The following is a 23,204-nucleotide window of genomic DNA, read 5'->3' on the forward strand; positions in this document are numbered from 1 at the left end:
AAGTGCCACACTCCTCTTTCTCTGTCTGGTCTTATTTTAGCATATCACCACAATGATTTATGACCGGTTTACTAATAAGTTATTAAAAAAAGTCTGGCAAATCGCCAGACTTTTACGGTAGAACATAAGATTGTTCGGTTTTAGACTAATTGGCTTGGTTTTTAACCACTTTACCAAGCACCCCGCTAACGAATTTCCGAGAGCGGTCATCACTGAACGCCTTTGTCAATTCAATTGCTTCATTAACCGCGACCTTAGTTGGAACGTCGTCAACAAATTGCAATTCAAAGAACGCGATGCGTAAGATAATCAAATCGGTCTTAGCCAGTCGGTCCAACGACCACTTCTGACTTAAATAAGGCTGAATTTGAGCGTCTAATTCAACTTGATGTTCACGAACACCAGTTACTAACGTACTTAAATATGCGGGAATTTCAACTGCATCCGCTTCTTCAGGGTTGAGTAACTGTTGGAACAACTGATTTTCATCAGCGTCTGGGTTAGCATTCAACGCGAATAAAGCTTGAAATGCTTTTTCCCGGATTTCATGACGCGTTAAACTCACGATTCTTCACCATCTTCATTTTCATCGGTCTGGGTATCTTCATCACCAAACAAGTTGTTTGGATCAATGGCACTTTCAGTCTTCTCAGTCACGATACCAGTGATGTGGACATTGACTTCACTTAAGGCGAGGTCGGTCATAAATAAGATTTGTTGCTTGACCTTATCTTGAATCGCTAAAGCGACTTTTGGTACCGAAACACCATAGTCCAAGTATGCGAACACATCAACACTAATCTGATCATCGACGATTGTTAACTTGACACCCTTACCAAGATTCTTCTTGCGACCGAACAACTCATTTACACTGGAAGAAATCGTCCCTTGCATCCGGTTAACGCCATCAATTTGACTTACCGCGATACCAACGATTATTTCAAGCACTTCTGGTGCAATTTGAATTTGTCCTAAGCTGGGTTCTTTGCTTTGTAACGTAATATTGCTACTGTCAGCCATTTTGACATTCCTCCAATTCCATGTTTGCCGGTATTAGTTTTTCTAAAAATTAAGCCCGTGAAACGTACGTGGAGTCAACGGTGTTAACGATCAGCTTGTCACCGGCCTTAACGAAGAATGGTACCTGAATAATTGCACCAGTTTCCAACGTAGCTGGCTTGGAGCCACCGGAAGCGGTATCACCCTTAATCCCTGGTTCAGTTTCAGCAACTTCCAAAGTAACCGTGTTTGGCAAATCGATTCCCAACACTTCACCCTTATAAAGCGTTACTTGAACTTCCATGTTTTCCTTCAAGAACTTCAATTCGTCTTGAATGTGGTCGCCAGGAATTTCAATTTGTTCATAAGTTTCCGTATTCATGAAGACATAGCTGTCACCATCGGCATAAAGGTATTGCATCGTACTCTTTTCAATTGGCGCTTGTTCCATCCGCGCACCGGCACGGAAAGTCTTGTCTTGAACGGCTCCTGTCCGTAAGTTCTTAAGCTTTGAACGAACAAACGCGCCACCCTTACCAGGCTTAACGTGCTGGAATTCCACGATGCGCCAAATTGCATTGTCTACTTCAATCGTCAAACCATTTTTAAAATCTGCAGTTGAAATCATTTTTAAAAATCCTCCTCAAATATATCTTTATAACTATAACAAGACCGAGCCGCTGTGGCAACTGTCTTAACTATAAAATCAGTAAATCACGAGTTGCAGTCGTCAGTCGTTCATGGCCCTCAGCAGTCACTAAGACATCATCTTCGATCCGCATTCCGCCTAAATCTGGGAAATATACCCCGGGTTCAACAGTAATCACACTGTTTGCAACTAAGGTGCCAGTCGTGTTTTTTGAGATCAACGGGCCTTCATGAATGGCAAGACCAATGCCGTGACCCATACCATGATTGAAGGCGTCACCATAGCCCGCTTTTGTCAGCAAATCGCGGCCAACTGCATCCAGTTGAGCAGTGGCTGCTCCTGCTTGGACCTGATCGATCACAGCCTGTTGAGCGGCCTGCACCGCCTGGTAGGCCGTAACCAACTTATCATCCGGAGTACCTAAAGCAAACGTCCGTGTCATATCTGACGTGTACCCGTCCAAAAAGTAACCAAAATCAAGAGTAACAAGTTGCCCGGCCGTCAAGAGTGCTTTAGAAGCCGTCCCATGTGGCAAAGCCGCTCGTGCACCACCAAGTACGATTGTCGTGAACGACGGCCCACTTGCACCGTGCGTCCGCATAAACGCGTCTAACAGGTTGCTAACGTCGATTTCACGCATGCCTGGTCGCACGATACTCGTTACGTATTCGAAACCAGCATCCGCCAAACGTGCACTCGCTCGTAGCCGGTCAATCTCATCAACACTCTTGGTGATGCGCAACTCATCGACCACGTCTGGTAACGCAACCAAATCGCTGACCAAGTTCTCATCTAAGTAACTGTAGGCTGTATATGGAATCTCGGCCTCGAAGCCCATGACCCCAGTACCGGTAATATCACAAACGGCCCCCAGATAATCACGTGTAATGACTAGGTGCTGGTCATCATACTGACCGGCAAAAGCTGTCTGATAACGGGCATCCGTAATCAGATAGGCTTCCTGTGCCAGTACTAGCAGATAACCATCGCCAGCCATATCAGCCATTCCTGTTAAATATTGAAGATTAGCTCCATCTGAAACTAAGAACGCATCAATTTTTAACTGATCAAACTTATTTTGTAACCGTTCAACTCGACTCATTATTTCGTCACTCCCATCATTACCTCACGCTTCATTATACCAAACTTTCCAAAAACTGAAGGTAATGATTTATTGAAGGCCATTCGTCAATCAATTACGTTTACGGCTAAGCGGCCCGTGAACCAATAATAGTCGCGGGTATCCCTAGATTGCTTCACAAAAAAAGAGCCTCCCTGCAGAGGCTCTTCAAAAATTATTTTGCTGGGTAAACAGATACTTGGCGCTTGTCGCGACCTTTGCGTTCAAAACGAACGACACCGTCAGCCATTGCAAATAATGTATCGTCGCCACCACGGCCAACGTTTACACCTGGGTAAATATGAGTTCCGCGTTGACGATAAAGAATGTTACCATTCTTAACAGTTTGGCCGTCAGCCCGCTTAGCGCCTAAACGCCGACCAGCTGAATCCCGACCGTTGGCAGTTGAACCGCCACCTTTATGGTGAGAGAAGAATTGCAAGTTCATTAACATAGTAAAGTCCACCTCCGAATGTGGTTATCGTGTTTGTTCACGAACTCGGATGTAATCTCCGTAATTCGTGGCCACATCGTTCAAACCAAGTGTGAAACTTTCAAGTAAGGTTTGTAATTGTGTGTTCGCCAAGTCCAGCTTAGTGAAATCTGCAATTAATAGCCCACCATTGGTTTCATCACTTTGTACTACGGGTTGCAAGCGGGCAACTTGTTCAATCCCATTGATTGTACTAATTGCTAACACCGAAACCGCTGCACAAACGATGTCTTGTCCATAAGCACCTGAATCAGCATGTCCCGTCAACTTAAAAGCGGTCACTTGACCGGTCGCATTACGAGAAATGGTTGCCTGAATCATAAAGAATGCCTACTTTCTTAATTATGCATTAATTGTGTCGATCGTTACCTTAGTGTATGGTTGGCGATGACCCTTCTTAGTATGTTGGCCCTTCTTGGCCTTGTACTTGAAAGTAACCACTTTACGGTCACGGCCTTGCTTTTCAACAGTACCTTCAACCGTCGCACCATCAACAGTCGGCGTTCCAACCTTAGTTGTGTCACCACCAACAAAGACTACTTGATCAAAAGTAACCTTGTCGCCAGCAGCAGCGTCAAGTTTTTCAACGTAAATTGCTTGGCCTGCTTCAACTTTATATTGTTTACCACCAGTTACAATAATTGCGTACACGTTTGTGCACCTCCTTAAATTATAAATCACTTAGACTCGCCGAATGTAAGTGCCATTGCTGAACTTAAGACTCAATCCGTGCGGTTGTAGCTGTAGAAGTCCACAAATACAACAGGAAAATATTATCAAATTTTTTCATAATAGTCAAGGATTGATTTCACTTCACAAAAAAGTCCGTGAAACTAATGCTCCCTACCGTCATCAAATGGTGCATTTTTTTAATACACTTGGTTAAGTAATGTGGCGTGTAGATCATATCATTAGCTAACCAATCAGTAATCAGGCCGACTGTCGCAGAAACGTAATACGCGATTTGAATGCTGACCGGTACTTCCAAATCAGCAAATTGATCCTGAAAATCACGGTGAAATTTCGTCATCCACGTCGTCATCTGCTGATTGATCCGTTGATTGACCGCTAACTGGCGCTGATCTAACAATAGCGTCTCAAAGGCTTCCGCGTGCTGACTGATGTAACCGAGTGCCTTTGATAAGGAAAAAACATGCACCCGCTGTAACGGGTCAGCCGGATTGGTCATAATATCACCCACTGAAACCGTCACGATGGCCGTTTCAAACAATTCACTTACCAAGTCATCTAGGGCCTGATCAACAAATGCTGGCTTGTCTTTATAGTGGAGATAAAATGTTCCGCGGGTAACTGCTGCCGTACTAGTCAGTTTTTGCACGGAAATGTTATCGACTGTTTCTGTCTGTAATAGTGTAATTAATGCTTGTCGCAAGCGCCGCCGAGTTTTATCGACACGCGGATCAACTTCATGACTCATATCTGCTCCCTACTTTCATTTCATAATTAATATAACATTAATTACTAAGAGCGTCTAACAGATGATAATCAGCCGGACAAATAGTTAGATTACGTCTAAGATGGTTCTCAGTGATCTATCTGGCCCATTCATTCGACTGACACATGATTGATATGGGGCTCACCTACCTGCCACTATCATACTAGCTGGTTAGTCCTTACATGCCTTAGCATCAATTCAAAGCTAAATTGATCTTTAGGAACGCTGTAAAGGATTTTATCTTGACAACCGACCAAAATAACCGTTATACTAATAATGCAATTTTTGGGAAAAGTCTGGCTTTTCCTGTTAATTCGGTTGCAATGTACACTATTCTTGTTTAATATAGTCGTTATTGGACTAATCAAAGGAGGGACATACTCTTATGACTGTTGTTGCAAAACCATATAACACATGGGCATCACGTCGGCCAGTTGCTGGGAAGCAAAAGCGCATTCGTCGCGAAAAAGAAGTTGCTGCTATCCAACGTTGGGCTGCCGGCAAGACTGACACCATCGAAAAAACACCAAAAATCAAGTAATTAAAAAAGAACTGCTCATCTTGAATGAGCAGTTCTTTTTTAATTGATTGATTGTATAATGCCAATGTGCAAGATAAGAACTCCCGTTGACTAACGGTCATTACGGGAAGCAGTGAAATGCTTACTGCTTGCATTTTCTTTGGCAACAAAGTTTGAATAATATTGAATGCCACCAGCGATGGCGATGATCCCGACGATTGCAAATACTGAACCCATAAGAATTCTCCTTCCTTGTTACATGATTATTATCGTTTTGTTACAGTAACATTTCAAGTGAAATAAACTATTTTAGTCAGTTTTGTTAGTTTCTTTATCTTTTCTTAAGTATTTTAGGAGATATTGGTTCTTCGCCGTCGCCATTTAACAACCCCGTCTTGCAAAGCTTAAATTAATGATGACCGGACTTAGTTACCGCTATTACAGCGTTTATATTGTGTCGTTCTTCAAGCATTAATTGGTATTCATGAAAACAATTTCCTCGTTCACCAGGCTAACTTCATTTTTGACTTTCACCATAATGACCAATTATCTCAGCAAAATGTGCTTACTGTAATTTAGTGCTTTTTCATTACAAATATTACATTTTCAATTTCTGTTTACATATAACTGTACTAATGCCTAAAGATATTACGCGAGAATAACTGCGCGTTAATAATAACCTGCATTTTTCTATAGACAACAAAAAAATCCCTGTGAACAGGGATTTTTTGTGTCAAGCCTATTTCAAATATGTCACGAGTGAGACTTGAACTCACAACCCTCCGCTTAGAAGGCGGATGCTCTATCCAGTTGAGCTACCGTGACAACAACAAGACTAATTATAGATAAGAAGCTGAAGCGTGTCAATTTATTATTTAAAATTCGCACAATCAATCGCTATTCAGATTCGTTTAGGCGCCTGGTAAATAACCCGACATAATTTGATGTCCATCATTAAACAGGTAATAATTGAATAAGTTACTGAAAGGAGATTCCCACCGATGAAACAGAAAGCCTACTTTGTCAGTTGGCATCTATTTGTACTGCTGACAAATTATTATATCAACCAGTCTTATTTCCAATTGCCATGGTATCTCAACTCAACTATCAGCAGCTTGGTCACGCTAATTGTCGCATCCGACTTGCCGATTAAACACATCAAGCATACCAGTCAGCGCAAGCATCTGCACATGCTCAATCATTGGACCCTGCTCCCACTCTTAATGGCCGAGTTGATCATTAATTTTGACTTTTTGACCATTTCCAGCTTTGAAATGGTTAGTTTACTCTTTAAATTGATGAGCTGGTTGCTAGCTATATTCATCACTCATATCACCAGCCATTATTTTAATTATGAGTGCATTATTTAATTCCCCATAAATTGCGCACCAACCTGAACTTCGTGTTCATTCAACCAATTTACAATCAAGACACCGTCCAATCCACCACAACCTTGGTGTAGTACAATCAACGTATCTAATACTGTCTGGGGGAATCAACAATGCTTTTACGCCATGGCTTAACCAGTAACATTTATCTGAACGATTACTTAACGTTTATTCAGCAAGGGCGTGACACCTTTGAATTTCATCATAACTTATTAGTCGCACAGCACCATTACCACCTAGTCATCAACGCCCACCATGCCTTTAACGCTTTCTACGCTGAACAGAAGCGGCTGGCCGAGCAGCTGATGGACTAAATCAATTCTCGCATCCCATCCTAATAGTGCGTATAATATGTTTTGAGGTGAAACATATTGAAACTTGAAGCAATTGCCGGAAATATCGCGCATGCCATCAAAGATCGTTCAACTGACGGGCCCTACGTACTCGCGGTCGAGTTTACGGACAAAGCCACCAAGGGAAAGTCAGCCACTGGTTGTGTCATCGTCCGGATGCCAGATCACCAGCACTATACGATTACCAGCAATGACTTTCGGTATATGGATGCGGGCAAAGATACTTTAGCTGAGGAACTCGGGGCCTTCTTTGAATGCGACGATGATCTTGATCAACGACAAACATTGATCGACCAAGTTAATGACTTAGTTGCACAAGACGCCGATAACGACGCGCAATTAATGACAGAGGCTTAAAAAATAACCTAGTTACGTGATCAAATCGCGCAATTAGGTTATTTTTTTAATAGTTATTTGCTTGTCGTTGCTCATTGACATGATTTTTGGCCGTAAACGCCGTTTGTATCTCGTCCTGAGTAAAACCAAAATCAACTAGCCCAATCTTCAAGAAAACGTGCCAAGCGTGCTGGTAGCTCTCCTGACGATGGTTAAAGTAAGCATCATAGAGGAGGTGCTTGATCGCCAAGTACTGTTTATTCAAATCAGTCGCCGGCTTAGCCGCAATCGTAGTCAATTGCTCAGGCGTTACTGGAATCAAATGCGTCCACTGTTGAATTGCTGAGACAAGGAAGAAGAAGTCCATCGCATCTACGTATTCGTTCAGCAGCGTTTCGCGGTGTGTCTTATCAGGATCCGCTTTGCCACGATGAATCTTCCAAACTTTGAACCATTCCGACGTATTAGCCATTTCTGCCAATTCGACGTCCAGTGAGACCATCGCATTTTGCAACCGTTCTTGTGGCCGCCAATGAATCTGTTGACGGGCCGTAATATCGCGGTCTAAACGAATCGACTGTTGTAATAGCGTTGTTAGTTCTAACATCTAATACCCCCGTTACTTAAGCAAATACTAATGGATCCGCTTTTATTTCTAGCGAATCGATATTTTCTAAGTACCAATCACGCATGAACCCAAAGTGTAACAACACGTCAAACCACGAAACTGCTTGATCAGGATCATGAACAGTCAGGACCCATTGTTGACTACCGCCAGCTTCAGCTGCATCAAAGATATCAACTGTCAAACCAGCCCGCAGTTCAATTTGGGCACCATGTCCTTGCTGTGAATTACGCAACATGTGCTCATTCTTAGCCGCACTGACAAACAATTTGTCAACGATTGCCCGATCTAAATTAGCCGACCGCAGTTCATATTTAGCCGCGTTAGCAACGTCCAAAATATTAAAGTCGACGTTAAAGCCAAAATCATCTTGTAAGCAATGTCCAAATTTAATTAGCGTTGCGAGAACCGTATTAATTTGGTCAACCCCAGTCCCCTTCAACAATAATTTATTAATAAATAAATTTGTAAACGCCGAACTATTAAACCGTAACAAGCGCCGTTCTAAATGAATATAAAACAAGTTTTCGCCAGTTGTTTGTTCACGATAATATGCACCACCGTTGCCGTTGTTCACCACTTGATACAAGAAGGTGTAATCATCCGTCAGCGCCCCGTAAACGTGATACAGCGCTTCAGTATGCCGTTGAGAATTCAGCACCGCTTGTTCATCACCATGCATGCCCAATAACCGACTCATGAAGATCAAATAATAATCGGCATTCTGATATTGATGGGGAAACGTCACGTAAGCCGTATCCAGTTTAAAGTCTGCTAGCTGTTGTGCCGCCGCTAACAGTGTCTCCCCGTCAGTTGTATCAATCAGTTGGTCCATCAAGGCCGTAAATTTTTCACCATTAGCGAGTCCTTTTTTTAAGCCCTCATTGAACGTACTCAGCTTACCGTGAGTGCTCAGTGTTGCCGTGTCCATCTGCTTGTCCGTATTATTCGCCATCAGCCGCTACCTGCGCCTTCCCAATCAGCGTGGTCAAGTAGTCAACATAAAGACTACGGTTACGCTCATTAAAATTCTCAAAACTCTTAAAGGCGTTTTCAATCGCTTGTTTCTCATAAGCTAAAATCGTATCTTCCTTAGAAAGCGTTAAAATCTTAGCTTCGTTATCCTTCATGGTTGCATGGGCATTATTAGCTTGTTCGTCTTCATCGGCCAACTTAGTTAACTGGTCAATAATTTGCTGCCGTTCTTCTTTGATCCGACCAGAATCAAATAGTGAGTTACGTTGCCCATTTTCCTTTAGTTGCTGCCGCAATTCTTCTTTTTGCGCATCACGGTCTGATTGCGCGTCAATCAGTTTCTGTAGCTGATCGCTACCAGCTGAGATCTGCTGAATACGATCTGTATTGAAACGTTTGTGCGCGGGAGCCAGTTCAAACGTCTTTTGTAATTTATTGTATTCTTCCGAACTAAATTCAAAGGCGACTTTCAAAACGTTCAATTTACCAAACCGGCGCCGATCCCACCAGTTACCAAAGTAAATCTGAAATTCGCCGAGTTGGGTTTCTTCATAATAAAAGAATGGGTACTCATGAGCCAAATAATCAATTAACTTGGTACTCAAGTAGTGACTGATTGCCGGATAGACATCCGTAATTAAATCCACTTGGGCGTTACGGGTTGGATCCGGTTCCTCGTTAAGTAAGGCTTGGTGATAGTGGTCACCATCGATCAATTCGTAGATCAACCGGTCGTCACCAGCCGTAATTGCTTGGCGCACCGTAGTTACATAGTCTAACTTTTGTTGAAGTCGCTTCGTAAGCGCGCGCGTAGGTTGATCTTGTTTTTCAAGATCAGGCTGATTTTGTTTTTCCATAATAATCTCCTTGCAATCAATAATAATTGAAAACTTGCTGAATTGCATTGCTGTTCCTAATGTTACCGAAAATTAGTGCATTAATAAAGGTTAACACCACTAATTTACCAATTTTATAACAAAAACGGCTAGTTCGCCATTTAAGGTGCCCTAACCGTCGTATTTTTATCTCAATTAATGGTTTAGTACAATTCCATGTACTGATCACGTTCCCATTCACTAACTTGTTGACGGTATGAAGCCCATTCAAGCCGTTTAGCTTCCAAGAAACTCTGATAAATATGTGGCCCTAACGCCTTCTTCATCGTCGGATCTGTCTGGAACTCTTTCAGCGCATTGTGTAACGTTGATGGTAAGTCAGCGATACCAGCTGCAGCCCGTTCATCCTCATCCATAACATAGATATTACGATCAACACTCTTTGGTGGTTCAATACCGTTCTTGATTCCGTCCAAGCCAGCTTCAAGAACCGCTGCAAAGGCCAAATATGGGTTAGTTGAAGCGTCCACACTCCGTAATTCAAGGCGCGTTGACAAGCCCCGTGCACTTGGAATCCGAATCATTGGTGACCGGTTAGATGCTGACCAGGCCACGTAAACGGGCGCTTCATATCCAGGAACCAAGCGTTTGTATGAGTTGACTGTCGGGTTAGTGACAGCAGTGTATGACCGGGCATGCTTCATCAAACCACCTAAGAAGTGATAAGCGTCTGATGATAATTCTAAGCCATTCTTATCATTAGCATCATAAAAGGCATTGCCTTGATCATGGAACAAGGACATGTTCACATGCATCCCAGAACCATTGACACCGTTTAACGGCTTAGGCATAAAGGTTGCCCACAAATTGTATTTCCGTGCGATGGTCTTAACGACCAATTTGAACGTTTGGATATGATCGGCTGCAGATAAAGCATCCGCGTACTTAAAGTCAATTTCATGTTGACCAGGTGCAACTTCATGATGGCTGGCTTCAACGTTAAAACCAAGTCGTTCAAGTTCAAGTGCAATGTCCCGGCGGCAATTTTCACCCAAGTCCATTGGTGATAAGTCGAAGTAACTTCCCTTATCATTCAATTCGGTCGTTGGTTCACCCTTTTCATTCATCTTGAATAAGAAGAATTCAGGCTCAGTCCCACAGTTAAATGACGTATAACCTGCTTCGCGCATATCGTTTAAGACACGAATTAAGTTGTTCCGTGGATCCCCTTCGAACGGCTTACGGTCAGACGTGTAAACTTCACAGATAATCCGTGCAATTTTACCATGTTCCGTGTTCCAAGGCATGATCAACCAAGTTGATAAGTCAGGATACAGGTACATGTCACTTTCTTCGATCCGAACAAACCCATCGATGGATGAACCGTCAAACATCAACTTGTTATCCAAGAGTTTGTCGAGTTGTGAAACTGGAACTTCAACGTTCTTAATTGTGCCGAATAGATCAGTAAACATTAACCGTAAAAAATTAACGTTTTCTTCTTTGACGATGCGGCGGATATCGTCTTTTGAGTAGGACTGTTTTGCCATGAAAATCGCTCCTTAAATTGATTGACTAACGAATGCAAACATCTTAGTGTGCCGGATAATTGGGGCCCTTGTCGGACTGCAAGCCTCCGAGATTCAGGAATTCATCATGAAGGATTCGGCGCACATCGCGATCAGTTAGCGGCTTAGCCAAGTCAGCTTGCTTCTGCTCAGCTCGCTGTTTTTGGAGCGCATATATTTCTTTGATTCCAGCCATATTGATGCCATCTGCTAAGTAATCCTTGATTTCAAGCAAACGATCAACATCATTCAACGAAAACATTCGCCGATTACCGGCATTTCGTTCCGGCGTAATCAATTCTTGCTCTTCATAGTAGCGAATTTGTCGCGCAGACAAATTGGTCAGCTTCATAACCGTACCAATTGGCAAGACGGCCAACGAGCGACGGAGTTCCTTTTCCTTCATAACGACCCTCCTCTTTAATACAGACTTAATATTAGCAATGTTATCATCGAATGTCAATCATTCATGTTAGAAAATATCACACGTTTTATCATAGGTATACCAATTTATAATTTAGCTTAACCAACTAGCTAGCCGTTGGTCAATCGAGGCCCGTAATTCAGGGTGTTCCAATAGATTGATCCAGTCGACCGACATCTTGTTACGGAACCAAGTCAACTGACGCTTCGCATAACGACGTGAGTCCTGTTTGATCTTAGCAATTGATTCGTCACGCGTCTGCTCCCCATTAAAGTAAGGGAACCATTCGTGATACCCGATCCCCTTACCAGCCGGTAACATGGCGCCACCTTGGTCAAATAGCCACCGCGCCTCTTGTTCCAATCCGGCCGCTACCATTTGATCGACACGTTGATTGATCCGAGTATACAGCAGCGCTCGCTCCGCGGTCAGACATAAGGTATAAGCATCCAGTGTGTCACCGTGCGTATCCGCCTGCTCAGAAAAAAGCTGACCAGTTGTATGCACGTACTCCAACGCCCGTACGACCCGTACCAAGTTAGCGGGCGCAATTGCGGTGGCCGCCTGCGGATCACGCTGTTTCAACGCCATCCACGCCACATCCGAACCTTCGACAGCGGCACGATCAAACCAAGCTTGACGATACGCCATATCAGGTTCATTATCCGCTGGTCCAAACTGATAGCCCGCCAACAAGGACTGCAAGTAAAAGCCAGTGCCACCCACAATAATAGGCAGTTTACCCCGAGCACTAATATCAATGATCAACGCCGTCGTCCGACTGACAAATTCAGCGACTGTAAAACGCTGATCAATATTTTTGATATCGATTAGATGGTGGGGAATGCCCGCCTGCTCTTCCGGCATTATTTTAGCCGTACCAATATCCAAGTGACGATAGACCTGCATTGAGTCTCCTGAAATGATTTCACCATTCAGCTGTTTAGCCAGCGCTAGCGATAATGCCGTCTTACCGACTGCTGTTGGTCCCGCGATTAGTAATACTTTATGTTTAGTTACTGTTGTCACTCGTTTAACCTCCTTGTACCTGCTTACGAATTCTTCGTGCTAATCCAGGGTAGTCGGTAATCAGTCCCGCAAACCGATGACGATAACAGAACCGCATATCGCGTTCCGTGTTGACCGTCCATGGCCGCAACTGCACTTTTGGCAATAAGAGCCAGTGAACTCGCACCCAACGAATATCCGGATGATAACCGAGAACAATGTGTTGCGCATGAAGCCGCTTCGCAGTTTGAACCTTAGTCTTGAACAGGCTATCCGATTCGACCTCGGGCTGTAAAATATGCAACCGTTCGATCGACTTTCCGTAGAAGCTCGAATAAATTAGCGTAAACGGAACTTGATGATGGTTAAAATAATCCGCTACCAAGTCTTCGATCCCCTCATAATGAATCTTATTAGTTTTGATTTCCAGATTAAAAATACCAGTAAAGTTGTATTGAATCAATAATTGAACCACTTCATCTAAAGTCGGAATACGCGTTCCCGCATAGGCTGATGCATACTTAACACCAGCGTCCAATTGCTTTAACTCGACCAACGTGTGATCCACAATCCGACCCGTTCCGTTAGTCGTGCGGTCGACGAGCTCATCATGCATAATAATCAGTTGCCCGTCTCGCGACAAGTGTACGTCAGTCTCAATGCCATCCGCACCATCCTCGATAGCCGCAATAAACGCTGGTAACGTATTTTCCGGCCTGGTCCCCTTGCTACCACGATGAGCAATAATTTGAGTAAGCATTGCGTTTCACCCCACTTTTTTAAAAATTAGATTGAATTGATTGCTATCTCCGCATAAAACAAGCATAATAAAACTAACAATTGCTAGGAGGTTTTACTAATGAAATCATTTACCCGTGGCTTCTTGTTTGGGGTCGTCGCAACTGCTGGTGCCGTAATTGGCTCCGTCTTATCATTTAAGAAGCAAGTTGTTGATCCAATCGAAGACCAAGAAAACAAATTCGAAGAAAACCGGAAAAAGGCGATGCGCAAGAGTCGCTCAGCTCACAACGGTTAATTAAATAAAAAATGGTGGCCGAACAAGTTGTTGTTCTAGCCGCCATTTTTTAATACTTCGCTTTTTTCGTCTTACCTTCCCAACGTGCGTAACCGGGTTTTAAAATGTATAGCTGTGAATAACCATTCTTAGCTAATGTGACGACGGCCCGTGTACTTAACGTATGGGTTTGATCGTAAACGTAGATTGGCATATCCTTGCGAAGTTCGTTCATCCGAACTTTCAAACTGTTGAACGGAATATTCCGAGCCCCCAGAATATGACCAGCGTCAAACTCTTTCTTTTCACGCAAATCAATCACTTGTGCCTTACGCATTCCCGCCTGAAACGCTTCTTCGTCCAACATCGTGGACACCTGACGCCGTCGAATGTAACTATACAACTCATAAATAAAGTAGGCCGCGATTATGATAACTAACACGATGTTAACATACGCCATGCCGCTCAATGCACCTAAAACCACGTTATCCCTCCTAATTTCTACTTATCTATTTTACACAAAACCGCTTACTTTTACTAGGGGTAAGCAGGAAAAGCCGCGATTAAACTGCTGACTAATCCTGAATTCCCACCGATTGCTTTATGGCCGTACTCACCCACGGTTTAAAGGCATCCATTAAAACGGTCGGGGGCCTGAGACCCGCATCTAACCACGCTGTTAATTCAAAACCAAGCATCGCGGTATCACATTTATGAATCCGAATCGATCATCTGAATCTGACTACCATGCACCAGTAATCCCCGATTGTTAGTCAACCGTTTGACCGTAACGCCCGTCTTATGTTCCCAGTCAGTGATCAACTGCGGCAATTGCGGCTTTACTTCACAATGAACATCATAATGCGGATAAATACGGATCGTCGTCGTATTGATGGCTGTTGTGCTTGCCAGTTGCTCGGTGTGGTCCTCCGGGTATAAATAGGCGTACAGGTCTAAATCCGGGCCTAACAAGATAGCCCCAGCGCTAATACCGTAGATTGGCTTGCCCGCCAGCGCGAGAGTCCTCAGTCGTTCCAGCACGTGCGTTTCACGCAGATTCTTCAACAGTAAAAACTCGTAGCCACCATTCAAAATAATGACCGTTGCCGTATTCAATGCGGCCAAATCATCCGTCAATACATCTAGGAGCTGCACGTGCGCATATCCAAGCTGCTGAACCGTTTGTTGTAGTGCCACCATTTGGGGGTGATTTTTACCCGTGCTGACCGAATTGACAATAATCACAATTCTCGCACTGTTCTTAGCCACCGGCGCCACTAAAGTGAAAAAGGCGTCCGTTACGGCCACAGTGCTAAACGCCCGTGAAGACAATAATAACTTTACCATCCTGCTTCTCCAATCAATTCTGTCATCTAATTCAATTCACGCTAGTCGATCCGTATCCCTTGTGCCAAATCGCGTAACAGTTCATACGCCGCTACAACAGCATACCGACATGAAACTAAAATCGCGCATAGTCTGAGGACATGAGCCCAAATCAGCATCGGCAATTGGCGCTCAGTTTTTAACCACAACCTAATCAGCACAGTTTTTGGAGCTTAGTATAAAAAAGAAGCTCGGACATTACTTCCAAGCTTCTTGACGATTGATTTTAACTTAAATAAACCGTTGGGCCAATGAACCTGCTCCGATAACACCAGCGTCGTTACCTAAGACCGCTAACTTCAAAGCAGTCGTGTCGCGAATCGTTGGGAATGTGAATTGGTTAAAGTAACTGATGACTTGATCTAATAAGAAATCACCAGCAGCTGAAACCCCACCACCGATAATGATTGAAGATGGGTTCATCGTGTTCCCGACATTAGCTAATGCCAAGCCTAAGTAATAAGAAACCCGATCAACAACGCGTTTAGCCAAGACATCGCCTTCTTTAGCTAAATCGAAAGTGATCTTTGAACTAATTTCTTCACCGTTGTCTAATAATTGTTTCAACTTAGAAGCACCAGAGAATTCTTCTGCCATATCGCGAGCAACGTGAACGACACCAGTTGCAGAAGCGTATTGTTCCAAACAACCTTTCTTACCACAAGTACACATGTAGCCGTTTGGTTCAACCGTTACGTGACCAATTTCACCGGCACCACCGGCAATACCATGGAGTAAACGGCCATCGGCGATGATCCCACCACCAACACCAGTTCCAAGCGTTACAAAGACAACGTCACTACCGTTTTCGCCAGCGCCCTTCCAACGTTCGCCAAGTGCAGCAACGTTAGCGTCGTTATCCAGCGTAAATTTGATGCCAGTTCCCTTTTCGATTTGAGCCTTAACTGGTTGTAAGGTCTTCCAGTTTAAGTTGTAGGCACCGATAACCGTACCATTATCCAAATCAACGGTCCCGGGAGTCCCCATTCCAATTCCGATAAATTGAGAACGGTCCATCTTATATAACTCAATGTGGTGGTTGATGGAATCGATGATGTTAGGCACAATGTGGGCCCCTTCATCTAAAATCGTGGTTTCAATACTCCACTTTTGTTGAATATCACCATTTTCTGTTAAAATGGCAAACTTAGTTGTCGTCCCACCAAGGTCGACTCCGATTAACTTACGCTCCATGTTGCTAAATCCCTCCATTAGTCATGCGCCGCGTCTTCACGGGCGCGTTCTGCTTCTATCCGGTGCTCATGGCTCAATACGAGCTTGACGCGGGCATACATCTTCGGGTCAATGACACCAGCTTGATAGAGATGATCGATCTCAATGGCCATTAACTCAATGTCCCAAATTCGCTTGCCTACGTACACGTACACGCCAAATTTTTTAAGTAATTGTTGGACGTCGTAAAGTGTTTTCATGTGCATATCCTCGATTAATTATACAGTTAAATTAGCATTTGTAAAACCCATTTTTAGTAAAGCTAACCAGCCAATGACTAGAATAACCGTTGCCACAATTCGTTTCAGCGGCGCAATCTTGCCAATTCGTGGTACACCCAGCAGATAGCCTAACAAAAAGCCACCAACTAGACCCCCGACATGTCCCCAGATATCAATGCCATTCGAGAACATATCGAATACTAAATTCAAAACGGTTAGTAGTAAAAATTGGTTCGTGAGCTGGCGAATCACTGGATTTTCCCAGAACGATTCCCCAATCGTCAAAAAGGCACCAAAGAGTGCGAAACACGCCGTACTGGCCCCTACTGACTGATTATTGGATAACGCGAAACTCATAATATTACCACTAATGCCACCCAAAATATAAATTGCCAACATCCGCCAATGACCATACATTGCTTCAATTTGCATGCCCATAAAATAAATAACGACACCATTCAGTGCAATATGAGTAAGTCCCATATGTAAAAACATCGGCGTCACCAATCGCCACCACTGGCCGGCCGCAATTGCTTGATTGTTCTTAGCACCTAGTGAATTAAAAATCAGCATGGCGCCGTCGCCCATCAGCCACTCGACTAAGAAGACTGCCACAGTAATTCCAAGTAGCACCTGCGTGATAGCCGGTTCAGTTTGCCACCAGCGTTTAATTCTCATCATGTTGTTCATCCCCTGCTACCAAGAGTTCGTCTAACAAGACGTCATATTGATCAACCGGCCATTCAGCGTGTTCAAAAGCCATCTCGTCATAAGCCAGTGTCAACTTCTTACCCGGATAATCAGCGAGGTAACGATCGTAGTAGCCACCACCAAATCCAATCCGGGCGTGCCGGTCACGGCTGTACCCAAGACCAGGAACTAAGATCAGATCGATCTGTTGCTTGGCGACTGGTTCACCCGTGACGGGCTCTGGAATTCCAAAAGTCGTTCGCTCAAGTCGATCAGTCGCTTGGTAAGGATAAAAAGCCATTTGACGATGCGGCAGCGTTTTTGGAATAACCACCATTTTGCCCTCCGCCCAAGCTTGTTCAATAAGTGGGCGCGTCGCTACTTCGATGTCACTACTAATTGTCATGGCAATGACCTGGGCAGTTTGCCATGTTGGGCTTGCAAATAATTGGGTCTGTAACGCCTGGTTTTGCCGTTGCCGGTCAGCCGGCGTCATTTGGCTTAATCGCCCAAGCTGTTGCTTACGAAATGCTTTTTTCTCCACGTACGGCACCCCCGAAAATAAAATTGGTATAAAAAAATCTCATTCATTAACATGTCAAATTGAAAAATCAATTTGGCAGTTGCCAACAAATGAGAAACCCATTGTCTGATGACAATGTTACAGAAAAAACAACAGGAGTCCCCGTTGTTATTTTGTTTCACGATGTAATGTCACTTTGTGTTCCCGTGGACAATACTTCTTAAATTCAACCCGGTCCGGATTGTTCCGGCGGTTCTTTGAAGATAAGTAGTTGCGTTCATGGCATTCTGTACATTCAAGTGTAATGTGTACCCGCATGTTGTTGACCCTCCAAACTCATTCGCATATTACAGGGCCGGAACCCTTAACTTGAACTACTATACCATTAATGATTAAAAAATACCAGTATCAATTAAGATACTGGCACGAAAAAAGCTGATTTTTTACTTGTTATAATACTTCCAAAAGGCCTTATAAATCTGTGTGGCAGTTGTCGTGTTATAAGCACCGTTGGTTGCAGTAATCCCAGGAAAGGCAATGGCAATCACTACCTTAGGATTCTTATAAGGTGCATAAGTGACTAAACTCAGTGTTTCGGTAGAAGTGGTGCCATGGAAAGTTTCAGCAGTCCCAGACTTTGCGGCAACGGCTGGTGAAAGGTTCTCCAGTGCGCTCCCAGTCTTATAGGTACTTGTCCCATGGACCACATCCCAATACCCTTGGTGTACGACATCAAAGTATGAGGATGGGACGTCAATGGTATTCAGGACACGTGGCTTAACATTAGTCTTAACAGCCCCTTGAGACCCGTTAGATTTAGTCCCAGTAATGGCGGAAACGATGTGTGGTGCAATGCGTTGCCCACCGTTTGCCATTGTCGCAATGTATTGCGCCAGCTGAATAGTCGTGTAAGCATCGTAGTTCCCGTAGGACAAGTCTAACGCTTTACCAATATCCTTCTGTGCCGAAGAACCTTGGTAACCTGAGGCTTCACCCGGCAAGTCGATCCCGGTCTTAACACCTAAGCCAAACTCGTTAAAATAACCACGAAGTTTAGAGAAGACCGAATTAGACATCGTCAAGGCTTTACCAGACGCATAGCTGAAGTTACCTTCCTTCATGGCTAATTGCATCATATAGGAGTTAGAAGAAACTTCCATGGCAGTCGAAGCGTTAAGACTCAGACTAGTCCCACCATTCTTGTTAAACCATGACGACTTGGTGGCCGTTCCGGCTAACTTGATCGGCGTATCGGTCAAAGTACTATTCGTGGGTGTAATCACACCATCTTGCAAGGCACCCATGACCGTGGCACCCTTAACGACCGACCCCATAACGAAGGATTGGTTGATGGTTCCCAACGCATTTTCAGTCACTTTACCAGTGGATAGATTCCGGCTGGCACCTGCTAACGCATAAATGGCACCAGTGCTAGGGTTCATTACAACAGCATAGGCTCCTGGCGAGTAGGCATTGCTACTCCCCACCGTTTTGGCTTCAGACATAATGATACTTTGAACCTTTTTCTGGAACTTCGAATTAATCGTCAGCTGAACGTTGTCACCCTTCTGGCCACCGTACTTCTTAATCTCCTTCTGAATGACTCCATCCTGCGTCTTGACCTCAGTCTGCGACTTGGTTCCACGAAGGACATTTTCGTACTGCTTTTCCAATTGGCTTTGACCAACCGAATCATCACGAGAATAGCCTTCTGCCAGCAGAGTTTTAATGCTATCACTCGGTAACCCTTGCTTTTCGGTCGTAACTGTCCCGAGCACACTACTCAAGTCAGTCCCATTAGGATAACTCCGAGTCCAACTCGTTCCGACCTTAACTCCTGGCATTTCGGATTGGTGCTCACCGATTTCAGCAAGCTCCGTACTCGTCACACCAGTCGATTTGATATTGACCGTTGACAGCGAGTACGCCGAACTCATCTTATAATAAATCGCCGCCGCATTCTTTTGCGTAGACGTTAAATTATTAATGATATGTTTTTCCGCATAGGCGACTTCCCGTGCGTACAAAACATCATCGTCGCTAGACGTTTTAACCTTCTTAGCAACCGACTTTAAATTAGCCGCCCCCGCTAAGTAATAATCAGCCAAGTTCCGATCCGTTAATGTATCCGTTGGAATGGTTAAGTACTCACCTAACTTATTCGCCACTTCGTACATCTTAGTCGACGCAACTGACAGCCCCTTCGTGTATTGAATCGCTTGGTGGGATTTGTTTCCCACTAAGACCCGACCGGTTGAATCATAAATCGATCCCCGTTGAACGTTTCCCGTTGCCGTCGTATTATTGGCTGAATTCACCGTACTTCGGAACTTCTGTCCGTAGTCAACTTGTAAGTAAGCTAACTGCGCAATCAACGCAGCAAATAACAAGAAGACGATGAAAAACAAGAAGTTCAGCCGAAATGGAATATGCGACTTGTTGGGATCACGATTTATCGTAATTTTCTTAAACAATTTCAATTCTCAGGCGCTCCCATTCTTAATTTGGTAAACATTTCGCAAAAATTTACCAGATGATACTAGCAATCCTAGATAAATACCATACTTATGTTATTCTAAACGATAGACATAAAAATTTCAGCCGTTATTACGGATTTTAATGTTTTTTTGATTATTTTTCTGTTTGGCTGTGAATTATTAGAGATTGAGGTGGCAATTTTTGAAACTCCGTCGTTTTTTTGACAAGCGCACATGGCCATTATGGATCAGCTTTTGGTTACCTTTACTGATCATGACCGGTTATTTTATTTATCGGCACATGGCTCCCTTTGGATCAAGCAGTCTGTTAACGGTCGATTTAGGCCAACAATACGTTGACTTGTTTTCCTATTTCCGGCATACCCTACTGCACGATCCGAGTGCTTTCTTCTATTCCTTCTCCAAAACGATTGGTGGCGAGATGGTTGGGGTCTGGGCTTATTACTTAATGAGTCCCTTTAATTTAATCTACTTACTATTCCCTGGTCAATCAATCACTACCGGCATTTTTATCGTCACTGTACTAAAGTATGGTTTCGCAGGGCTATCCTTCGCCTGGCTACTAACTAAAACGCAGACGCAAAAGGGTTGGTTGGTGCCAACTTTCAGTACCGCATACGCATTGATGGGCTGGATGGTCGCCAATCAGCTCAACATGATTTGGTTAGACACGGTCGCCATTTTACCATTGGTCATTTTGGGACTGGAACGCTTGTTTACAACTGGTAAAGTCCGTTACTTCGCTGGCTGGCTGGCCGTCATGCTAATTGACAACTATTATATGGGCTACATGGTCATTTTATTCAGTTGTTTATACTGGTTGTATGGTGCAACTAAGTATTGGCAAAACGTGAAGACCTTAGCAACTCACGCCCTCAAATTTGCTTGGGGTGGTCTGCTAGGTGTCGCGTTCTCCGCATGGTTGCTATTACCAACTTTCTGGGCACTCATTCAAAGTAAGGCTCAATATAATGTGACCAAGGTTCATTGGAAAATTGAATACGCGCCCTGGAAGATGTTAGCTAAGTTCGTCACCGGTACTTTCAACTTCGATCAGATGCCATCCGGTCAACCGAACTTTTACGTGGCATGGTTAGCAGTTCTCGCCTTTGTGCTCTTCTTCTTACGGCGCCAGTTCAAATGGTCCGTGAAGTTGAGCGCCTTGATTGTAACCGCGACGCTTATCTTATCATTTTGTTACGAACCACTTGATTTATTGTGGCATGCGGGCCAATTTCCAGTTTGGTACCCTTACCGCTTCTCCTTTGTCTTTTGTTTCTGGGTCGTCTGGATTGGTGCCCAAGCACTGACAGACAAAATAACGATCAAACTGTGGCAAGCGCTAACGATGCTCGCATTGCTGGTCGGTTTGTTTACAACCATTTACTTGAACATTAAGAAAGTCACCTACGTCACCCAAGCTAATCTCTTAATTACAATTGGCTTGGCAGCAATTACATTGATTTTCTTAACGTTGCCTAAGGAACGACGTCTCATTTATCAAATCGTCGCGTTAATTTTAGTTGCGACTGATATGTCGATCAACGTGGTCGCTTCATTAAATAATATTTCCTACGTGTCACAAAGTGAGTTTGGTAAATACACGCAAGTCCTTGACAATGCCGTCAACAAAATTAAAGCTAGCAACAATCGTTTTTATCGAATTGGTAAGACGTTTACACGAACTAAAGACGATCCGATGCAGGCGGCTTATAACGGTGCTGATCATTTCAGTTCGACCTTCGAAAGTATTATCCCTAACTTTTTCGGTTCAATTGGTCAGCCGGATGGGGACGGTGTGGTCGCCTACACCAACGGGACCATGATTACCGATTCGTTACTGGACATGCAGTACTTTATGGATAAAACAGTACCGACATCCCAGACTGATAACGCGAACTATCGTAGCTACATTCCGGTCACCAGTACCAAGAAAGATCTGACGAATTACCAAAAATCGGCAAAGCTCAGCACTAACAAAGTCACGACCTACAAAAATCCATACGCCCTGGGTCTTGGTTTCGCAGCGTCTGACAAGATTACTAGCTTGAAAGTCTCCAAAACAACTGGCGATCCGATTGCCCGGCAAGAGTTGATTTACCAAACCTTGGCAAATCGTTCAACCAGCGGCTTGATCAGTGCCGAAAACTTTAACGAAGTGGTCTTCCAAAACGTTAAGAAGGTCACGACGTTAACTGGCGCCGTCTTGAACAAACAAAATTTAGCGAAAACGGGATCAGTTTACTTTAAGTTCACGCCGACAACCAATGATTCCTACTACATCACGCTCGGGCAAAACCTAACTACTTCGAATGCGAGTTACTACATTAACGGTAAGGAACTCAAGCAGTACCCAACTTACCGGCACACGATCGCTGTTAACGTTGCATCGAATAGCAAGGGCAAGACCGTGACATTCGGGATTCAGATGAAGAAGACTTCTCTCTGGTTACAAAACTTCACCCTCTACAAGTTGGATAATACCCAATTCAAGAAGTCGGCGCAGAAACTCCAGCAATCCCCTTGGAACATCACGGCCCACTCAAGTCGTAAGATTACTGGTACAATCAACATCAAGCATCGTCACCAAGTTTTGATGACGACCATTCCTTACTCCAAGGGTTGGCATGCCACTGTTGATGGAAAATCCGTCGCAACTAAGAAAGTGATTAATACCTTTGTTGCTGTCCCATTAAGTAAGGGCAAGCATACGGTCACCTTGACGTATCGACCGCCATTCTTAATCACTGGTAGTCTGATTACTGGGATTAGTGCACTCGCAACGGCTGGTTGGTTTATCGTCCGGCGTCGACGCCACCACGCCTAGCCCAGTTCACAGTCAAAGATGTGGTCAGCAAAAATCAGCGTTACCTGAATTGTTAATTCAG

Annotated in this window: 30 protein-coding genes, 1 tRNA gene and 1 other annotated feature; of the genes, 6 read left to right on the forward strand and 25 right to left on the reverse strand. The window is 43.9% G+C overall.

The window, feature by feature from the left end; all coding sequences use genetic code 11:
* Positions 1 to 145: 145 nt before the first annotated feature.
* The 8 genes from nusB to ACWQAU_RS04985 all read right to left on the reverse strand — a co-directional run bounded on the left by nusB (position 146) and on the right by ACWQAU_RS04985 (position 4,699).
* Positions 146 to 565 (reverse strand): transcription antitermination factor NusB, encoded by a 420-nt coding sequence (gene nusB, locus ACWQAU_RS04950; RefSeq protein ID WP_003645163.1) that lies wholly within the window; start codon positions 563 to 565, stop codon positions 146 to 148.
* On the reverse strand, positions 562 to 1,020 hold the full coding sequence (locus tag ACWQAU_RS04955; protein WP_003640347.1) for an Asp23/Gls24 family envelope stress response protein: 459 nt from the start codon (positions 1,018 to 1,020) through the stop codon (positions 562 to 564). The genes nusB and ACWQAU_RS04955 overlap by 4 nt, the downstream gene beginning before the upstream one ends.
* 49 nt (positions 1,021 to 1,069) lie before the next feature.
* Entirely contained in the window at positions 1,070 to 1,627 is a 558-nt protein-coding gene (gene efp, locus ACWQAU_RS04960) for an elongation factor P (RefSeq protein ID WP_003640346.1), read from the reverse strand.
* A 70-nt stretch (positions 1,628 to 1,697) separates the two neighbouring features.
* Entirely contained in the window at positions 1,698 to 2,750 is a 1,053-nt protein-coding gene (locus ACWQAU_RS04965; RefSeq protein ID WP_027821406.1) for a M24 family metallopeptidase, read from the reverse strand.
* A gap of 193 nt (positions 2,751 to 2,943) precedes the next feature.
* Positions 2,944 to 3,222 carry a 50S ribosomal protein L27 gene (gene rpmA, locus ACWQAU_RS04970; RefSeq protein WP_003638594.1) on the reverse strand — a complete coding sequence of 93 codons (279 nt, stop codon included), beginning with the start codon at positions 3,220 to 3,222 and terminating at the stop codon, positions 2,944 to 2,946.
* Between the two features lie 24 nt (positions 3,223 to 3,246).
* Positions 3,247 to 3,582, reverse strand: a complete 336-nt coding sequence (locus ACWQAU_RS04975) for a ribosomal-processing cysteine protease Prp (RefSeq protein WP_003640344.1) — start codon at positions 3,580 to 3,582, stop codon at positions 3,247 to 3,249.
* Positions 3,583 to 3,603: 21 nt separating this feature from the next.
* On the reverse strand, positions 3,604 to 3,912 hold the full coding sequence (gene rplU / locus ACWQAU_RS04980) for a 50S ribosomal protein L21 (protein ID WP_003640343.1): 309 nt from the start codon (positions 3,910 to 3,912) through the stop codon (positions 3,604 to 3,606).
* Between the two features lie 22 nt (positions 3,913 to 3,934).
* Positions 3,935 to 4,008: a sequence feature (ribosomal protein L21 leader region), on the reverse strand.
* Between the two features lie 61 nt (positions 4,009 to 4,069).
* On the reverse strand, positions 4,070 to 4,699 hold the full coding sequence (locus tag ACWQAU_RS04985; RefSeq protein ID WP_003645165.1) for a TetR/AcrR family transcriptional regulator: 630 nt from the start codon (positions 4,697 to 4,699) through the stop codon (positions 4,070 to 4,072).
* A 403-nt stretch (positions 4,700 to 5,102) separates the two neighbouring features.
* Here ACWQAU_RS04985 and ACWQAU_RS04990 point away from each other — a divergent pair, with 403 nt between their 5' ends.
* Entirely contained in the window at positions 5,103 to 5,258 is a 156-nt protein-coding gene (locus tag ACWQAU_RS04990; RefSeq protein ID WP_003640341.1) for a hypothetical protein, read from the forward strand.
* 90 nt (positions 5,259 to 5,348) lie between these two features.
* Here ACWQAU_RS04990 and ACWQAU_RS04995 read toward each other — a convergent pair whose 3' ends face one another.
* Together ACWQAU_RS04995 and ACWQAU_RS05000 are read right to left on the reverse strand one after the other, a co-directional pair.
* Entirely contained in the window at positions 5,349 to 5,474 is a 126-nt protein-coding gene (locus tag ACWQAU_RS04995) for a hypothetical protein (protein ID WP_015380266.1), read from the reverse strand.
* 514 nt (positions 5,475 to 5,988) lie between these two features.
* A tRNA-Arg gene (locus tag ACWQAU_RS05000) sits at positions 5,989 to 6,062 on the reverse strand.
* A 176-nt stretch (positions 6,063 to 6,238) separates the two neighbouring features.
* Between ACWQAU_RS05000 and ACWQAU_RS05005 the strand changes: the two genes are divergently transcribed.
* From ACWQAU_RS05005 to ACWQAU_RS05015, 3 genes are all read left to right on the forward strand, one after another.
* Complete coding sequence (locus ACWQAU_RS05005) at positions 6,239 to 6,607, forward strand: hypothetical protein (protein WP_003640339.1); 369 nt, start codon at positions 6,239 to 6,241, stop codon at positions 6,605 to 6,607.
* Positions 6,608 to 6,738: 131 nt separating this feature from the next.
* Complete coding sequence (locus ACWQAU_RS05010) at positions 6,739 to 6,939, forward strand: hypothetical protein (protein WP_003640338.1); 201 nt, start codon at positions 6,739 to 6,741, stop codon at positions 6,937 to 6,939.
* 57 nt (positions 6,940 to 6,996) lie between these two features.
* On the forward strand, positions 6,997 to 7,335 hold the full coding sequence (locus ACWQAU_RS05015) for a hypothetical protein (protein ID WP_003645167.1): 339 nt from the start codon (positions 6,997 to 6,999) through the stop codon (positions 7,333 to 7,335).
* A gap of 46 nt (positions 7,336 to 7,381) precedes the next feature.
* Here ACWQAU_RS05015 and ACWQAU_RS05020 read toward each other — a convergent pair whose 3' ends face one another.
* The 7 genes from ACWQAU_RS05020 to ACWQAU_RS05050 form a co-directional block, all read right to left on the reverse strand.
* Positions 7,382 to 7,921 carry a dUTP diphosphatase gene (locus tag ACWQAU_RS05020; RefSeq protein ID WP_003644309.1) on the reverse strand — a complete coding sequence of 180 codons (540 nt, stop codon included), beginning with the start codon at positions 7,919 to 7,921 and terminating at the stop codon, positions 7,382 to 7,384.
* Positions 7,922 to 7,937: 16 nt separating this feature from the next.
* Positions 7,938 to 8,894, reverse strand: coding sequence for a hypothetical protein (locus ACWQAU_RS05025; protein ID WP_003640335.1), 957 nt, complete (start codon positions 8,892 to 8,894; stop codon positions 7,938 to 7,940).
* Positions 8,884 to 9,819 carry a hypothetical protein gene (locus ACWQAU_RS05030; RefSeq protein ID WP_003640334.1) on the reverse strand — a complete coding sequence of 312 codons (936 nt, stop codon included), beginning with the start codon at positions 9,817 to 9,819 and terminating at the stop codon, positions 8,884 to 8,886. The genes ACWQAU_RS05025 and ACWQAU_RS05030 overlap by 11 nt, the downstream gene beginning before the upstream one ends.
* A 134-nt stretch (positions 9,820 to 9,953) precedes the next feature.
* Positions 9,954 to 11,300, reverse strand: a complete 1,347-nt coding sequence (gene glnA / locus ACWQAU_RS05035; RefSeq protein WP_003640333.1) for a type I glutamate--ammonia ligase — start codon at positions 11,298 to 11,300, stop codon at positions 9,954 to 9,956.
* 43 nt (positions 11,301 to 11,343) lie between these two features.
* Positions 11,344 to 11,724 (reverse strand): MerR family transcriptional regulator, encoded by a 381-nt coding sequence (locus tag ACWQAU_RS05040; RefSeq protein WP_003644308.1) that lies wholly within the window; start codon positions 11,722 to 11,724, stop codon positions 11,344 to 11,346.
* A gap of 111 nt (positions 11,725 to 11,835) precedes the next feature.
* Entirely contained in the window at positions 11,836 to 12,771 is a 936-nt protein-coding gene (gene miaA, locus ACWQAU_RS05045) for a tRNA (adenosine(37)-N6)-dimethylallyltransferase MiaA (RefSeq protein WP_003640331.1), read from the reverse strand.
* Positions 12,772 to 12,775: 4 nt separating this feature from the next.
* Entirely contained in the window at positions 12,776 to 13,510 is a 735-nt protein-coding gene (locus tag ACWQAU_RS05050; protein WP_027821404.1) for a glycerophosphodiester phosphodiesterase, read from the reverse strand.
* 99 nt (positions 13,511 to 13,609) lie between these two features.
* Here ACWQAU_RS05050 and ACWQAU_RS05055 point away from each other — a divergent pair, with 99 nt between their 5' ends.
* A complete protein-coding gene (locus tag ACWQAU_RS05055; RefSeq protein ID WP_003640329.1) occupies positions 13,610 to 13,786 on the forward strand; it encodes a DUF3042 family protein in 177 nt (58 codons plus the stop codon).
* 49 nt (positions 13,787 to 13,835) lie between these two features.
* On the opposite strand, the gene ACWQAU_RS05060 is transcribed toward ACWQAU_RS05055, so the two are convergent.
* The 8 genes from ACWQAU_RS05060 to ACWQAU_RS05095 form a co-directional block, all read right to left on the reverse strand.
* Entirely contained in the window at positions 13,836 to 14,249 is a 414-nt protein-coding gene (locus tag ACWQAU_RS05060; protein WP_003640328.1) for a rhodanese-like domain-containing protein, read from the reverse strand.
* Between the two features lie 227 nt (positions 14,250 to 14,476).
* The gene (locus tag ACWQAU_RS05065) at positions 14,477 to 15,112 is read right to left on the reverse strand and encodes a Type 1 glutamine amidotransferase-like domain-containing protein (RefSeq protein WP_027821403.1); all 636 of its coding nucleotides are present in this window, start codon (positions 15,110 to 15,112) and stop codon (positions 14,477 to 14,479) included.
* A gap of 270 nt (positions 15,113 to 15,382) precedes the next feature.
* Positions 15,383 to 16,345 (reverse strand): ROK family glucokinase, encoded by a 963-nt coding sequence (locus tag ACWQAU_RS05070; RefSeq protein WP_003644304.1) that lies wholly within the window; start codon positions 16,343 to 16,345, stop codon positions 15,383 to 15,385.
* A gap of 17 nt (positions 16,346 to 16,362) precedes the next feature.
* Complete coding sequence (locus ACWQAU_RS05075) at positions 16,363 to 16,584, reverse strand: YqgQ family protein (RefSeq protein WP_003644303.1); 222 nt, start codon at positions 16,582 to 16,584, stop codon at positions 16,363 to 16,365.
* 18 nt (positions 16,585 to 16,602) lie between these two features.
* Positions 16,603 to 17,286: a rhomboid family intramembrane serine protease gene (locus ACWQAU_RS05080; RefSeq protein ID WP_003645172.1), complete on the reverse strand. Its 684-nt coding sequence runs from the start codon at positions 17,284 to 17,286 to the stop codon at positions 16,603 to 16,605.
* Positions 17,273 to 17,839 (reverse strand): 5-formyltetrahydrofolate cyclo-ligase, encoded by a 567-nt coding sequence (locus tag ACWQAU_RS05085; protein WP_003645173.1) that lies wholly within the window; start codon positions 17,837 to 17,839, stop codon positions 17,273 to 17,275. Before ACWQAU_RS05085 ends, ACWQAU_RS05080 begins: the two co-directional genes overlap by 14 nt.
* Before the next feature lie 147 nt (positions 17,840 to 17,986).
* Positions 17,987 to 18,136, reverse strand: a complete 150-nt coding sequence (rpmG, locus tag ACWQAU_RS05090; protein ID WP_003638573.1) for a 50S ribosomal protein L33 — start codon at positions 18,134 to 18,136, stop codon at positions 17,987 to 17,989.
* A gap of 125 nt (positions 18,137 to 18,261) precedes the next feature.
* Positions 18,262 to 20,298 carry a peptidoglycan D,D-transpeptidase FtsI family protein gene (locus ACWQAU_RS05095; RefSeq protein ID WP_013355492.1) on the reverse strand — a complete coding sequence of 679 codons (2,037 nt, stop codon included), beginning with the start codon at positions 20,296 to 20,298 and terminating at the stop codon, positions 18,262 to 18,264.
* A 199-nt stretch (positions 20,299 to 20,497) separates the two neighbouring features.
* Here ACWQAU_RS05095 and ACWQAU_RS05100 point away from each other — a divergent pair, with 199 nt between their 5' ends.
* On the forward strand, positions 20,498 to 23,143 hold the full coding sequence (locus ACWQAU_RS05100; RefSeq protein ID WP_027821402.1) for a YfhO family protein: 2,646 nt from the start codon (positions 20,498 to 20,500) through the stop codon (positions 23,141 to 23,143).
* Positions 23,144 to 23,204 lie beyond the last annotated feature (61 nt).

Source organism: Lactiplantibacillus sp. 3062, assembly GCF_055413545.1.